This is a genomic window from Microbacterium sp. (assembly GCF_051860965.1).
Classification (GTDB): Bacteria; Actinomycetota; Actinomycetes; order Actinomycetales; family Microbacteriaceae; genus Microbacterium.
In genome coordinates, this window is sequence record NZ_JBIMKU010000005.1 from 269,623 (window position 1) to 283,665 (window position 14,043).

General features: G+C 68.7%; 15 protein-coding genes. 2 read left to right on the forward strand and 13 right to left on the reverse strand.

Annotation, left to right across the window (positions count from 1 at the left end; genetic code table 11):
- Nucleotides 1–99 precede the first annotated feature (99 nt).
- The gene (locus ACTIFV_RS11815) at nt 100–987 is read left to right on the forward strand and encodes a ribokinase (RefSeq protein WP_439592975.1); all 888 of its coding nucleotides are present in this window, start codon (nt 100–102) and stop codon (nt 985–987) included.
- Here the strand turns inward: ACTIFV_RS11815 and ACTIFV_RS11820 are convergent.
- The 5 genes from ACTIFV_RS11820 to ACTIFV_RS11840 are packed head-to-tail and all read right to left on the reverse strand — an operon-like array spanning nt 984 to nt 6,306.
- Entirely contained in the window at nt 984–1,892 is a 909-nt protein-coding gene (locus ACTIFV_RS11820) for a 1-phosphofructokinase family hexose kinase (protein ID WP_439592976.1), read from the reverse strand. The two genes, ACTIFV_RS11815 and ACTIFV_RS11820, sit on opposite strands and share 4 nt — an antisense overlap.
- On the reverse strand, nt 1,874–2,335 hold the full coding sequence (locus tag ACTIFV_RS11825) for a hypothetical protein (protein WP_439592977.1): 462 nt from the start codon (nt 2,333–2,335) through the stop codon (nt 1,874–1,876). The genes ACTIFV_RS11820 and ACTIFV_RS11825 overlap by 19 nt, the downstream gene beginning before the upstream one ends.
- Entirely contained in the window at nt 2,336–4,102 is a 1,767-nt protein-coding gene (locus ACTIFV_RS11830; protein WP_439592978.1) for an IlvD/Edd family dehydratase, read from the reverse strand.
- Nucleotides 4,099–5,466 carry a hypothetical protein gene (locus ACTIFV_RS11835; RefSeq protein ID WP_439592979.1) on the reverse strand — a complete coding sequence of 456 codons (1,368 nt, stop codon included), beginning with the start codon at nt 5,464–5,466 and terminating at the stop codon, nt 4,099–4,101. Before ACTIFV_RS11835 ends, ACTIFV_RS11830 begins: the two co-directional genes overlap by 4 nt.
- Nucleotides 5,467–5,481: 15 nt before the next feature.
- Nucleotides 5,482–6,306 (reverse strand): fumarylacetoacetate hydrolase family protein, encoded by an 825-nt coding sequence (locus ACTIFV_RS11840; protein ID WP_439592980.1) that lies wholly within the window; start codon nt 6,304–6,306, stop codon nt 5,482–5,484.
- 72 nt (nt 6,307–6,378) lie between these two features.
- Between ACTIFV_RS11840 and ACTIFV_RS11845 the strand changes: the two genes are divergently transcribed.
- Nucleotides 6,379–7,065 (forward strand): hypothetical protein, encoded by a 687-nt coding sequence (locus tag ACTIFV_RS11845; protein ID WP_439592981.1) that lies wholly within the window; start codon nt 6,379–6,381, stop codon nt 7,063–7,065.
- 43 nt (nt 7,066–7,108) lie between these two features.
- On the opposite strand, the gene ACTIFV_RS11850 is transcribed toward ACTIFV_RS11845, so the two are convergent.
- The 8 genes from ACTIFV_RS11850 to ACTIFV_RS11885 are packed head-to-tail and all read right to left on the reverse strand — an operon-like array spanning nt 7,109 to nt 13,964.
- Nucleotides 7,109–7,789 carry a polysaccharide deacetylase family protein gene (locus tag ACTIFV_RS11850; RefSeq protein ID WP_439592982.1) on the reverse strand — a complete coding sequence of 227 codons (681 nt, stop codon included), beginning with the start codon at nt 7,787–7,789 and terminating at the stop codon, nt 7,109–7,111.
- Between the two features lies 1 nt (nt 7,790).
- Complete coding sequence (locus ACTIFV_RS11855; protein ID WP_439592983.1) at nt 7,791–8,171, reverse strand: hypothetical protein; 381 nt, start codon at nt 8,169–8,171, stop codon at nt 7,791–7,793.
- 18 nt (nt 8,172–8,189) lie between these two features.
- Nucleotides 8,190–9,032: a class II fructose-bisphosphate aldolase gene (locus ACTIFV_RS11860; RefSeq protein WP_439592984.1), complete on the reverse strand. Its 843-nt coding sequence runs from the start codon at nt 9,030–9,032 to the stop codon at nt 8,190–8,192.
- Complete coding sequence (locus ACTIFV_RS11865) at nt 9,026–9,805, reverse strand: DeoR/GlpR family DNA-binding transcription regulator (protein ID WP_439592985.1); 780 nt, start codon at nt 9,803–9,805, stop codon at nt 9,026–9,028. The genes ACTIFV_RS11860 and ACTIFV_RS11865 overlap by 7 nt, the downstream gene beginning before the upstream one ends.
- Complete coding sequence (locus ACTIFV_RS11870; RefSeq protein WP_439592986.1) at nt 9,789–10,796, reverse strand: D-2-hydroxyacid dehydrogenase; 1,008 nt, start codon at nt 10,794–10,796, stop codon at nt 9,789–9,791. Before ACTIFV_RS11870 ends, ACTIFV_RS11865 begins: the two co-directional genes overlap by 17 nt.
- Entirely contained in the window at nt 10,793–11,704 is a 912-nt protein-coding gene (locus ACTIFV_RS11875) for a carbohydrate ABC transporter permease (RefSeq protein ID WP_439592987.1), read from the reverse strand. Before ACTIFV_RS11875 ends, ACTIFV_RS11870 begins: the two co-directional genes overlap by 4 nt.
- Nucleotides 11,705–11,712: 8 nt before the next feature.
- The gene (locus ACTIFV_RS11880) at nt 11,713–12,645 is read right to left on the reverse strand and encodes a carbohydrate ABC transporter permease (RefSeq protein ID WP_439592988.1); all 933 of its coding nucleotides are present in this window, start codon (nt 12,643–12,645) and stop codon (nt 11,713–11,715) included.
- Nucleotides 12,646–12,653: 8 nt separating this feature from the next.
- Nucleotides 12,654–13,964 carry an ABC transporter substrate-binding protein gene (locus tag ACTIFV_RS11885; RefSeq protein WP_439592989.1) on the reverse strand — a complete coding sequence of 437 codons (1,311 nt, stop codon included), beginning with the start codon at nt 13,962–13,964 and terminating at the stop codon, nt 12,654–12,656.
- Nucleotides 13,965–14,043 lie beyond the last annotated feature (79 nt).

The following is a 14,043-nucleotide window of genomic DNA, read 5'->3' on the forward strand; positions in this document are numbered from 1 at the left end:
GGAGCGGCGACGTCCGAGCCGCAAGAGTCAATTCCGTCGTGCCGCATCTCCTCGCCGCGGAAGATGACGCCTGGTCGGGATGCGGCTACTGTCACCTGAATGAGCAGCATCATGGTCCTGGGCAGCGCCAATCTCGATTTCGTCGTCAGGCAGCCGCGAATCCCGGAGCCCGGCGAGACGATGTTCGGCTCGTCGTTCACCACGGTCGCGGGCGGCAAGGGGCTGAATCAGGCGATCGCCGCGGCGCGGGCGGGCGGCGACGTGCTGTTCTCGGGCGCCGTCGGGCGCGATCCGTTCGGCGCACAGCTGCGCGACGTGCTGACCGCCGACGGCGTGGACGTCGACCTGCTCGCCGACGTGGACACCCCGACCGGGACGGCGCACATCTCCGTCCTCGACGGAGGGGAGAATTCGATCGTCGTCGTTCCCGGCGCCAATCACGCCGTCGACACGCTCGACGAGTCCACCGAGGCCGCGCTCGCGACGGCCGGATACCTCGTCGCCCAGCTGGAGCGGCCGATGGCGCTCGTCGAGCAGGCGTTCGCCGTCGCGCGCGATGCCGGCATCCGGACCGTCCTCACACCGGCGCCCGTCCAGGACATCGCGCCGGCTCTCCTGCGCATGACCGACATCCTCGTCCCCAACGCGGGAGAAGCGTGCGCTCTCGCCGGAACCGACGACGAGGTGGATGCGGCCATCCGCCTGAGCCGCCAGGCAGGACTCGTCATCATGACGCGGGGATCGCGAGGCGCACTCGTCGCGCGAGCCGGAGTCGTCGAGCACGAGATCGCACCGCGCCCGGTGACGGCGATCGACACGACCGGCGCTGGCGACACGTTCGTCGGCGTGCTCGTGGCCCGCCTGAGCCTCGGCTCCGATCTGCCGACGGCCCTCGCGGCCGCCACGGTCGGCGCGTCGATCGCCGTCACCCGCCCGGGAGCGTCGAGCTCGATGCCGACCTGGGACGAGATCGACGCTCTGCTCTAGGAGGACTGGCGGGCAGGACCGAGCACTCCTTGACCGGGCACGTGGGCGTTGCGCTCCGCCGCGTCCTGGGCCTGCGCGAGAGCCTCGGGGGGCTCGAGTCCTGAATCGAGGCCCGCGAGCAGTCCCCCGAGGAAGGCATCGCCGCTGCCGGCCGGGTACCGACCCCGTGTCTGCGGGGGTGAGAGGGGCAGGCCCGCTCCGCCGATGACGGCGAACCCGCCTCGCACCCCGTCGGTGACCACGGCATCGCAGTCGTGCGACGAGGCGATGCTCCGCGCAGCGGACTCGGCATCCGACTGCTCGCCGCCCAGGAGCTCGGCAGCCTCGAGGCGATTGATCTTCAGGAGATCCGCATGGCCGGCCAGCGCTCGAAGCCCCGCACCCGAGCTGTCGACGGCCGATCTCGCCCCCGCGCTCCTGAGCGCATCGACCAGCGCTGCCACCCACTGCGGGTCGATGCCCGCCGGGAGCGATCCTGCGACGACGACCCAGCCCGCGGACGCGGACGACTCGGCGATGGCAGCTGCGGCGAAACCCCGCCATTCCGCCGCCGACAGCGGCGTTGCGGGCTCGTAGAGGTCGGTGCTCGTCGGGTTGTCGCCCATCTCCACGATCGCCGAGCAGACGCGCGTCGGCTCCGAGAGGCGGACGACCTCGACGTCGATGTCCTCGGCAGCCAGCAGCTCCGCGATCCACGCACCGGTGTGGCCGCCCAGCGCCGCCACCGTGCGAACGTCCGCTCCGAGCGCGTGGGCGACACGCACGACGTTGAGGGACTTTCCGCCGGCGACCCGTGTCACCGCACGGGGGCGGGTGATGTCGCCCTGACGGAGCACCGGCACGTCGTAGGTGATGTCGAGACTCGGCGACAACGCGAGACTCACGATCATGGTCTGCTGCTCCACGGTCGAACCGCTCCCAGAATCCGCGGTGCGCCGTCCGTCAGCACCGCGAGCGCCGCCTCCGATATCTCCGCGGGACGGTGCCAACGCGACGCACCGCTCGCACACCACCCGAGCAGCAGCGCGTCATCCGGAACGACCACATCACCGAGCGCAGGATCGGCGGCGTCGCTCGTGAGCACCACGACGCAGCGCTCGGATGTCGCCGCGCGCACGAAGGCGAGCGATTCCTCGCTCATGGCCGGGCGATAGACCAACGCCTGGCACCACGATCGCCCCTCGAGCGCCGCCTCGAGGGCATCCCGATGGCGTGCGTCCACCGCGATCGAGCCGTCCGCGCCGGCCCGCGATACGGCAACGACCTCCACGCCGTCGGCGCGCAGGGCCTCCACGGCGGGACGGAGAATGCCGCTCGACCCCACGACGAGCACGCGACGGCAGGCCACTCAGAACGCCTGAGGTCCGACCGCAGCGCCGCTGCGGCCCTGCAGGAAGTCGAGGTCGCAGCCTTCGTCCGCCTGCACGACGTGTTCGACGTACAGTCGAGTCCATCCGCGGTCCGCGCCGGGCACGACGGGCGGGGTCCACGACTCGCGGCGCCGCTCGAGTTCCGCTTCGTCGACATCCATCGAGATGACACGATTGGGCACGTCCAGCGAGACCGTGTCACCCGTGCGCACGAGGGCGAGAGGTCCGCCCGCAGCCGCCTCGGGCACGACGTGCAGCACGACCGTGCCATAGGAGGTGCCGCTCATCCGGGCATCCGAGATCCGCACCATGTCCATGACGCCCGCCTCCAGGATCTTGCGCGGGAGCGGCATGTTGCCGACCTCGGGCATCCCCGGATAGCCCTTGGGTCCGACGTTCCTCACGATGAGGATGTCGTCGGGGGTCACGTCGAGTTCGGGATCGTCGGCGTCCGCGAGGTACGCCTGCAGCGAGTCCCAGACGAGCGCGCGACCCGAGTGGACCATCAGGTCCGGCGTCGCCGCGGACTGCTTGATGACGGCACCGCGCGGGGCGAGGTTGCCGCGCAGCACGGCGATACCGGACCCGACGGGCTTGACGGGATTGTCCAGGGGCCGGATGACCTCCTCGTCCCAGACCTGCGCTCCGGCGTAGTTCTCGCGCAGCGTCGACCCGGTCACGGTGAGCGTGTCCCTGTGGAGCAGGTCGCCGAGCGTCTCCGCCAGTCCCGCGGTGCCGCCGGCATCCTGGAACTCCTCCATCAGGAACCGTCCGGACGGCATCAGATCGGCGAGGACCGGGATGTCGCGCACGAGCTCGTCGAAGTCGTCGAGAGTGAGCTCGACACCGACACGTCGAGCGAGCGCGAGAAGGTGGATGACGGCGTTCGTCGAGCCGCCGAGCGCCGCGTTGGCCCGCACGCCGTTCTCGAACGCCTCGCGCGTGAGGATCTTGGAGGGCCGGAGGTCCTCCGCCACCATCTCGACGATGCGGCGACCGGCGAGATGAGCGGCCGTTGCCCGGCGGGAGTCGTTGGCGCCGAGCGCGGCGGTGCCGGGGAGCTGCATCCCCATGTACTCGGATACACAGGCCATCGTCGAGGCCGTGCCCATCGTCATGCAGTGACCCTGGCTCCGGGCCATGCACCCCTCCGCCTCACGGACGTCCTCCGCCGAGATCTGCCCGGCGCGATACGCCTCGGTGAAGCGCCATACCGAGGTGCCTGACCCGATGTCGGTTCCGCGGTACTTGCCGTTGAGCATCGGGCCACCCGTGATCAGCAGTGTCGGCAGGTCGACGGATGCCGCCCCCATCAGATACGCCGGGGTGGTCTTGTCGCACCCCGCGAGCAGCACGACGCCGTCGAGGGGGTTCATGCGGAGCGTCTCTTCGAGGTCCATCGCCATGAGGTTGCGCAGGAGCATCGCCGTCGGGCGCACCAGCGGCTCGCCGGCGGAGGTCGTGGGGAACTCGAACGGCACGCCGCCCGCCTGCCAGACACCGCGCTTGACGTGCTCTGCGAGCGCGCGCAGGTGGACGTTGCAGCTCGTGAGCTCGGACCACGAGTTGGCGATGCCGATGACCGGGCGTCCCTCGAACGTGTCGTCGGGAAGACCCTCGCTGCGCAGCCACGAGCGGTGCATGAAGCCGGTCTTGCCGGGGTCGCCGAACCAGACCTGACTTCTCAGGCCCTCGCCCCAGGGCCGGTCCGCCAGACCCGTCGAGCCCAGGTTCTCGGCGCTCATGAGAACCTCGGCAGGTGCTGCGCCTGTGCGGCGATCAGATCGTCGGTCAGGGCCGCGGCCGTGTCCGCATCGAACACGGCGCCGTCGGCGATCATCGCCTCGATGACGAGGTCGCGATCGCCGTTCAGAGCCGCCTCGACGGCGAGGTCGACAGAGGCGAGGCGTCTTGCGAGGATCGCGGTGAGCGGCCTGCCGAGGTCGGGCACCGCGATCGGGCGGATGCCGCGTGCCGTGGCCACGCCGGGGATCTCCACCGCCGACCACTCGGGCAGCCCCGGCACGAGGCCTCGGTTGACGACGTTGCAGCTGAACATCGCTCGCGAGTCGAAGGTGATGGAGCGGATGATCGCGATCAGCTGCTCCTGTTCACCGCCGGAGCGGTCGAAGATCGACTGATCCAGGGGCTCCTCGCCCGTGGCCTGGCGGCGCATCCCCTGATAGCGGTCCTCGCCCCACTCCAGGATCTCGGGGAGCGAGAACGCATCGATCCCGAGCTTCTTGCCGTAGTAGTCGCCCTGCCAGAAGCGCTCCGGGAAGAACTCCACGACATGCCGATCCCCGGCTGCCGCGAAGGCGCCGTACCGCTCGAACAGCTCCCATGCGAAGGGGTTGTGCCACGCCGTCGGCTTCTCGTAGAAGATGTTGCCGATATCGGCCGGATCGGGCGCCTCGGCGAGTTCTCGGCGGACCCGCTCACGGATGAGTGGCCACGCATCGCGACCGTCGAGTCGGAAGTCGTAGATGAAGGTGAGGTGATTGATGCCCGCATAGAGCGTCGAGGTGCGCTCGAACGGCGCATCGATCAGCTGGGCGAGCTCGCGCTGGATGTGGTGCATGCCGTGGCAGAGGCCCACCACCTCGAGCCCCGTCTCCTGGTGGATCGCCTGCACGTTCGCAGTCATCGGATTGGAGTAGTTGAAGAAGAACGCCTCTGGCGCCAGCTCGGCGATGTCCTGTGCGATCTCGACGAGCACCGGGGTCGTGCGCAGAAGCCGCGAGATGCCGCCCGGCATGATCGAGTCGCCGACGGGCTGGTGGATGCCGTGTCTCTGGACGATCTCGTGGTCGAGCTGCCACGCGGGCCTGCCGCCGACCCCGACGCACGTGACGATGAAGTCGGCCCCCGAGAGGACGGCGCGTCGATCGGTGGAGCGCGTGACGCGGATCTTCTCGCCGGCTCCGCGCGCGGTGACCATCCGCTCGGCCAGATCGGCCGCGATGTCGAGATTCGCCGCGTCGACGTCGACGAGCCGGATCTCCCATGCACCGAGATCGTCGGCGCCGATCAGGTCGGCGAGCAGTCCCCGGGTGAACACGGCGGAACCTGCGCCGATGAGGACGAGGACGCGGGTGTCACTGGTCATGATCCTTCTCTCCGATCAGCGAACGGTCACTCGGTTGCGGAGCTCCCCGATGCCCTCGACGCCGCAGACGACCTCGTCGCCATCCTGCAGGTAACGAGGCGGGGTGCGGAAGGCTCCGGCGCCCGCAGGCGTGCCGGTGAGGATGAGGTCGCCGGGCTCGAGAGTCACGCCGTCCGAGATGAAAGCCAGCAGCGCGGGCACGTCGAAGATCAGCTCGGAAGTCGAATCGTCCTGGAGCGTCTGGCCGTTCACCTGGGTGTAGATCCGGTGACCGGACGGATCGCCGAATTCGTCGGGCGTGACCAGCCAGGGGCCGAGCGGAGTGAACGTGTCGAACGACTTGCCGCGCGTCCACTGCACATCGCCGAACTGGACGTCACGGGCCGACACGTCGTTCGCGACGGTGTACGCGGCGACGTCGTCGATGGTGGCGGGTGTGGTGCCGCCGCACCGGCGGCCGATGAGCAGCGTGAGCTCCGCCTCGTAGTCGACCTGCTGCGCCAGATGCCCGGGCACGACGATGTCGTCCTTCGGCCCGGTGAGCGACGTCGGGTACTTCGCGAACGTGAGCGGCTTCTCGGGCTGGGTGAATCCGGTCTCGCTGGTGTGATCGGCGTAGTTGAGTCCGACGGCGATGATCTTCCCGGCCGAGGCGACGGGCGCTGTGAGATCGAGGGACGCCTCGTCGAGCTCTTCCCACGAATCCGCGGCGCCGGACGCGACGGCGGCGATCGCCGCCAGAGCGTCGTCCGCGTGATCGGCCGGAGCGAGTCGCACCGACGTCGCGTCCTTCACCACGATGCGAGGGCTGCCATCGATGACGGCGCGGGCGATTCTCATGATTCTCCTTCGGATCCGGATGCGTCGTCGCCAGTCTGTCACAAACGTGCAGAAATGAGCAAGAATAGTCACATGCTTGCACGCGAACCCCTCTCCGTCGGCCCGAAGCGTCTCACCACAGGCGCCGTCAGTCTCGTGCAGGGTGCGTACGGCGACCGCGGGAACCTCGAGCTCGTCGCGTGCGACACGGCCGACGGGCTGTGGGTGTTCTGGTTCAACGCCGATCTCGAGGCGGCTTCACTCCAGTCCCCCGAGGTGCCGCCGGGTTCGTGGAGCAGCGGACTCCCCTTCGCCGCGGGTCGGCGCTATCTGGACGCGGCGATCCTGCAATCCGCGCTCGGCCCCGACCACCTCGAAGTTCTCGCGCTGGACGAGGACCACGTGCTCGAGAGCTGGTTCTGGTCGCCGGGCCCCGGCTTCCAGAAGCGGGATCTCCCTGCGGCCGTCGAGGTCTCCCGATTCGGCGCATCGCACCAGGCGGGCACGCTGCGGCTGACGGTGGAGGACACCGCCGGTGCGATCATGCACCTCTTCTCGCCGCCCGACGGCTATCCTCTCCGCGCTTGGATGCCGACGGGCGACGGCCCCGGCCTGCCGGACGATGCGACCTCCGCCGTCGTCGCGGCAGGAGTGGACCCGGATGCCATCGAGCCGGGAACGGCGCGGGCCGCTGCATCCCTCCGTCACGGGGGCACGACAGAGCTCACGTGGCGTGACCGCGAGGGCGCGATCCGCCATCTCGCCGTCCCCCGAACCTGACACGGAGCGGCTTCGCCGGCCGGTTCGTCGGTGAAGCGGCGAATCAGTTCACGCGATGGATCATCGTGTTGGCGAACTGGTAGCGATAGCCGGCCGCCTTGACGGCGGCGTCGTGGCGCGGGCTCTGACCGTAGGACGAGCCGTGCAGCCATACGAAGGCGGGTGCCTGCTGACCTGTGACCGCCTCGAGCTGTCGCTTGGAGTCGACGACCTCGCGCTCGATGTCGGCGTCCGAGAGGACGGTGTCGAACCCCTCGTGGTGAGCCGTATGCGGATAGATGACATGCCTCGTCGAGAGGTCGTGGACCTCGTCCCAGTTCATCGCGATCCGCCCACCCTGCGTGTCCTCTTCGACGAGCGAGATCCAATGGGCGCGGGCGAACGCCTCCTGGTACTCCGGATCGCAGTCCACGAACGACGTCGCGATCGGGAACCAGCCGGTGAGCCCGAACTCGTCGCACAGCGGTGCGGCCACAGTCGCGGAGTTGCGGTATCCCTCGTAGAACACCGGAATGAGGCCCGGCTTGTCCTTGTGCCATGTGCCCGTCTCGAACAGGCGGTCGAGGTCGTCGAGAGTGACGGGGGCGTAGTCGCGGGCGAACCGCGCGAGCTCGTCGGCCAGCTCGCCTCGAGCGGAGTTCGGGGTCGAGTGGTAGTTGACCACGCGGATGAAGTGGCCGCTGCGCAGCTGCTCGCGCTGTGCGGTGAACGACGGCTGGGTCACGTCAGACTCCTTCGTTGAGGGATGCCGCGGGGGCGGCGGCGCTGATGGGCGCGGCGCCGGGGGCGAAGTGGGTGAAAGCGACGACCTGCATCGCGGCGATGACCGCGCCCTCATCGTCGTCGCGCGCGAAGGGCACGAGGGCCTCGGTGTAGCGGTCGAAGACGTCCGCGTAGGAGGCGCCCTCCGCGAGCTGCGCGGGATCGGAGGCGGCGGGGATCGGACCCCTCTCATCGACGAATCCGAGCACCATCGGAATGCCCTCTCGTTCGAGGCGACGGTCGTGGCAGGCGCGCATCAGGCCCACGATGTCGCCGGCCTCGAGAAGCTGCGCGGGGGTGGGCTCACCGGCGTGCGACGACGGCCCGCTGACAGTGGCGGACATGGGATTCCTTTCGGGAGTTCAGGAGAGGACGGGGGCCGGGGTCGAGATGACGCCGAGCAGGCGCGCGACGTCGGCCGCGATGGCCTCGCGGGCCGTGACGAGGGCCTTCCGCGGGTCGGGACCGGGGCCGAGGTGCGCGATGAGCGCGTCGGTGTACGCGACCGAGAGCTGCGTGCCGACGTTGACCTTGCGGATGCCGGCGGCGACGGCCGCGACCAGACCCTCGTCGGACACGCCGGACGAACCGTGCAGAACGAGCGGGACGGGAACGGCCGAAGCGAGCCGGGAGATGAGCTCGTCATCCGGGTGCGCCGTGCGCTCGGTCATGGCGTGCGACGTCCCGACCGCGACGGCCAGTCCGTCGACATCGGTCGCGGCGGCGAATCGTGCGGCCTCGTCCGGATCGGTGCGGACACCGGGAGCGTGTGCGCCGTCCTTGCCGCCGATCTCGCCGAGCTCGGCCTCGACCCAGATGCCGAGCTCGTGTCCGCGGGCGACCACGGCGGCGGTCGCGGCGACGTTCGCGCTGTAGGGCAGGGTCGAGGCGTCGAACATCGCCGACCCGAAGCCGAGGCCGGCGGCCTCCTCGACCAGCGAGGCGTCCTCGCAGTGGTCGAGGTGCAGGCCGACGGGCACGGCCGCGGCCTCGGCGAGCGCGTGACAGCCGGCCGCGAGCGGCGCGAGCGCACCATGGAATCGCACGGCGTTGTGACTCACGGAGAGCAGAACAGGGAGACCGGCGCGCTCCGCACCCGCGACGATCCCTTCGGCGTACTCGAGCGTGATGACGTTGAATGCCGCGATCGCAGGCACGCTCGCGCCGTCGCCTGCATCCAGCAGGCGGGCAGCAGTGGTCAGCATGTCTCTACGGTCACCCCCGCCGCGCGGAAGCGCTCGAGCACCTCGTCGTCGGCGTCTTCGTCGGTGACGAGCGTCGTGACCGCGCTCGTCGGCACGAGCCGGGCGGGGCCGCGCTGCGAGAGCTTGCTGTGGTCCGCGAGGAGGACGAGCGCCCGGGCGGACGAGATGAGCGATCGGTCGGTCTGCGTCTCGCTGAGATTCGTCCCCGTCACGCCGATCTCGGGGTCGAAGCCGAATGCGCCCGTGAACACCTGGTCGATGCCGAACTCGTCGAGCCCTGCGATCGTGAGGTGGCCGAGCAGGCTCATCTCCTGCCGGCGCAGGACGCCCCCGAGCACGATGATCGCGATGTCGCTGTACTGCGAGACGCGGTTGACGACATTCAGGCTGTTCGTGAGCACCGTCAGTCCGCTGACGGTGCCGAGGAACGGCAGCATCGCCTCGGTCGTCGTACCACCGGTGATCAGCACGGTCGAGTTGTCGGCCACGTGTCGTGCGGCCGCTTGCCCGATCCGGCGCTTCTCGTCGGCGAAGGCGATCTCGCGCAGCGGCCGGAGCGGTTCGACATCGTCGCTGACGTGGGTCGCGCCGCCGTGCACGCGCTCGATGAATCCGCGGTCCTGCAGCTCGTTCAGGTCGCGACGCACGGTCGACGTGCTCACGCCGAGCAGCCGCGACATCTCGCTCACCGAGCCGACGCCGTACGCGCGGATGTAGTTGAGCAGTTCGCGCTGGCGCTTCACGCCCAGGACGGGTTCAGTAGCCGGAGACACGATCGACCTCATTCAGTACAGGTCGCTGTTCGGCGAGCCTGGTCAAGTTCTCGACCACGAGGTCGAGTGTCTGTGCATGATATTGCGGGGCGAGCCCCGCCACGTGGGGCGTGACGAGCGTGTTCGGTTCGGACCACCACGGGGAGCCGGGCGGAAGTGGCTCGTCGTCGAACACGTCGAGGGCGGCCGCGGCGATGCGTCCGTCGCGCAGCCGCTCGAGAAGAGCCGACTCGTCGAGGATGCCGCCGCGCGCGATGTTCACCACGAGCGCTCCGTGCGGGAGCAGGTCGAGCTGACTCGCGCCGAGCATCCCGCGAGTGAGCTCCGTGAGCGGGACCACGACGACGAGGACGTCGCTCTGCGCAAGCACCTCGTCGAGACGGTCCATTCCGAAGAGCACGGTCGGGTCCTCCTCCGCAGCACGGCGTCCGGTGTCGAACTTCCCGGATGCCGGTCGTGCCGACGCCGTCCTCTTGACCCCCAGCACGCGCATCCCGAAAGCGGAGGCCAGCCTCGAGATCTCGCGCCCGATGCGCCCGTACCCGACGATCCCCAGGGTCGCGCCGGCGAGCTGGCGCGGAGTGAGCCGCGCCAGCCGGTCCGCATTCGTGGGCCATCGGCGGGCATCGCGCAGCTCCTGGATGCGCGGCATCCGGTGGGCGAGCTCCAGGATCGTCATCATCGCGTACTCGGCCATCGGCACGGGGGCGATGCCGCCCAGGGTGGCGATCGGGATGTCGGTGTCCCACAGCGACGTCCGCCGTACATGGTCCACGCCGGACGTGTCCAGCTGAACGCACCGCAGCGACGGCACGTGCGCGGCATCCGGGAACCACTCGCTGGTGTGCAGGAGATCCACCTCGGCGAGAAGCTCGGTGCTCGGCTCCTCGCCTGGGGCGAGTCGGTGGATGCTGGCCTGGGGAACGCGCTGGGACAGCTCGGCGAACCACGCGTCGGGAAGGTCCAGCGTGCACAGATACGTGACGGTCATTTGATCCCGCTCCGGGCGAAGCCCTGAACGAAGTACCGCTGGAAGAACAGGAAGAGGATCACCATCGGCAGAACCGAGATGAGCGCGAGCGCCATGATCGACTCGTAGTCGGGCGACGTCTGGTTCTTCAGGTACAGCAGGCCGATCGGCAGAGTGAACAGCGAGTTCTCCTTCAGTGCGATGAGCGGCCACGCGAAGTCGTTCCAGCTCGACATCAGCGTCAGCAGGGTGAGCACCGCGATGAGCGGCTTGCACAGGGGCAGGACGACCTGCAGGAAGATGCGCACCTGACCCGCGCCGTCGATGCGGGCCGCCTCGAGGATCTCTTCCGGGATGCTGATGAAGAACTGCCGAGCGAGGAAGATGCCGAAGGCCGCAGCGGCGCCCGGGAGGATGACGCCCCAGTACGTGCCGTAGATCCCGAGCCCCGAGACGAGCTTGAACTGCGCGACCATGATCGCCTGGACCGGGATCATCATCGTCGCGAGCGTCAGCAGGAAGATCGTGTTGCGGCCGCGGAACTGCAGTCGCGCGAACGCATAGCCGGCGAGCAGATTGACGAAGACCGTGAGCACCGTCACGAAGAGGCCGATCACGACGGAGTTCTGGAACCACGCGAAGACATCGAAGCGCCGGAAGATGCGGTCGAAGTTGTCGAAGGTGATCTGGCTCGGCCACAATCGCAGCTCGGCTGAGAACACCTCGCCGCGGGGCGAGAAGGCCATCACCAGCATCCAGTACAGCGGGAAGATCACGATCGCGCACACGATGATCGCGATCACGGTCCGAAGGACGATGCCCTTGCGCTCGCCCTGACGGCGACGGCGTCGACGCTGCAGCCGCTTGGCCTGCCGCTCGCCGTACTGATCGGCTTCGGCGATCTGGAGAAGAGTCGTTGTCTGAGCCACCGGAGTCCCTATTCGACCATGTCGCGGGTACGGCTGGTCTTCCACTGGATGAAGGTGAAGACGAGCGTGATGAGGAGGATGACGATGCCGATCGCGGCACCGTAGCCGGGCTCCCGGATCTGGAAGCCGTTGCGATACGCGTACGTGACGAGCACCGAGGTCGCGTTGCCCGGGCCCCCGCCGGTCATGACGAAGATCAGATCGAACACCTGGAACGAGGCGATCACGTTCATGATGAGCAGGAAGAACGTGCTGGGACCCACGAGCGGAACCGTCACCGAGCGGAACTGCTGCCAGCGGCTGGCACCGTCGATCCGTGCGGCCTCGTACAGCTCGGGCGATATGCCCTGCAGGCCCGCGAGATAGATGACCATGTTGAACCCGATGCGCAGCCAGATCGCGGCGATCATGACCGAGATCATCGCTGCCGTGCCGTCGGACTGCCACGACACCGGCGGCAGCCCGATGGCGATGAGGATCTTGTTGATCAGCCCGTTGCTCTGGTAGAACAGCGCGACCGCGATCATTCCGGACGCGACACCCGAGATGACCATGGGCAGCACGATGATCGTCCGCCAGATGCCGCGCGCCGGCAGCACCGAGTTCACGAGCACCGCGAGTCCGAGTCCGCCGGCCATGACGAGCGGCACGGTCACGATCGTGAACACGATCGTGTTCCCCAGGCTGAGCCAGAAGACGGGATCGGACGCCATGCGGACGTAGTTGTCGAGCCCCACCCACTCCGGGTCGCCGAACCCGCGCGTCTCCTGGAACGACAGGATCACCGCCCACAGGATCGGCAGGAACATGAACAGCACCAGGAGGATGAGGTTCGGCCCGATGAACGCCCACCCCGTCAGCGACTCCTTCAGGCGCGCGATGCGGCGCGCCGCGCCCGCCCGGGAGGGCGCCGCAGCACTCTCCCGGACGGGCGCGGTCACGGTCATCATCAGTTCAGGGCTTCCTGGATCGCCTTGTCGAGATTGGCCAGCGTATCGGCCGTGGACTGCCCGCCGATGAAGGCCGCTTCGAGCTGATCCTGCAGCGCCGTGTTGATCGCGGCCATCGCCGGCGACGTGAGCTGCTTGACGTCGGATGCCTCGATCGTGGCGGCCTGGTCGACGAACACCGGCATGACATCGGGACGGACCTCGAACGTGATCGCGTCGCCGGCGAGGTCGAGTCGCGTGGGCAGCTCGTTCGTCGCGGCGCAGAAAGCCGACATCGCGTCCGCCGACACCATGAACTTCAGGAACTCCGCCGCCAGCTCGGGGTTGGCGGCATCCTTCGTCGCGACCAGCGCGTTGCCACCGAGGTCGGTCGCACCCCGCTCGTCACGCGGCATGGGAATCGCCGTCCACTCGAACTCGTTCAGCGAGTTCTGATCGGGCACGAGGAACGAGCCGACGAAGGCCATGGCTGCGGTCTGCTCGGTGAAGAGGTTGTCGGCGTAGACGGTGCCCTTCGTCGAGCTCGTGGGCGGAACCCACTCGTTCTCGAAGAAGCTCTTCGTGAAGTCGAGCGCCTTCTCCCCTGCAGGAGAGACGATCGTCGAGCTCGTGCCGTCCTCGCCGATGAAGGTTCCGTCTGCCTGGAACAGCCAGCTGAGCCAGCGGGGGGCCCCGCCGAGCTGCCAGTTGTAGACGAACGGGTACTTGTCGGCGGGCAGTGCGGCGCGCAGTTCGGCGGCGACGTCGGCGAACTCGTCCCACGTCCACGCGTCCTCCTGCGTGGTCGGGAAGGTCGACGGGTCGAGGCCTGCCGCGGTGACCATGTCGGTGTTCACCAGGAGCGCCGAGACGTCGGTCTGATGAGGCACGCCGTATGGCTTGCCGTCGTACGAGACGCCCTCCCACATCGCGGGGACGAACTCGGCGATCTCGTCGTCGGAGAAGTACGGACTGAGGTCGAGCAGCTGGTCCTGGCTGGAGTAGACGCCGAGGTTGCCGTAGTCGACGCGGAACAGGTCGGGCGCGTCTCCGGATGCGAGCTGTGCGTCGATGTTCGAGAACATCTGGTCGTAGGGCACGACGTTCAGGTCGATGGTGACGCCGTCATGATCGGCCTCGAACTGCTTGATCAGCTCGGTGAACTGGATCTCCTCGGCCTCGCTGCCCCACGTGGTGAACGTGAGCGACTGGCTGTCGCCGTCGGAGTCACCCCCGCCGCCGCCGCCGAAACCGGCACAGCCGGTCAATGCGAGTGCTCCTGCGGCGAGCATGGCCGCCCCGCCGACAACACGCTTGTTGCTGAGTTTCACGCTGCGATCCCCTCGGATTCGTCTGCGGCGCTCCCGCGGTGCTGCGTTGCGCCTCTTGGTTGGGTCGAGTATTCACCAA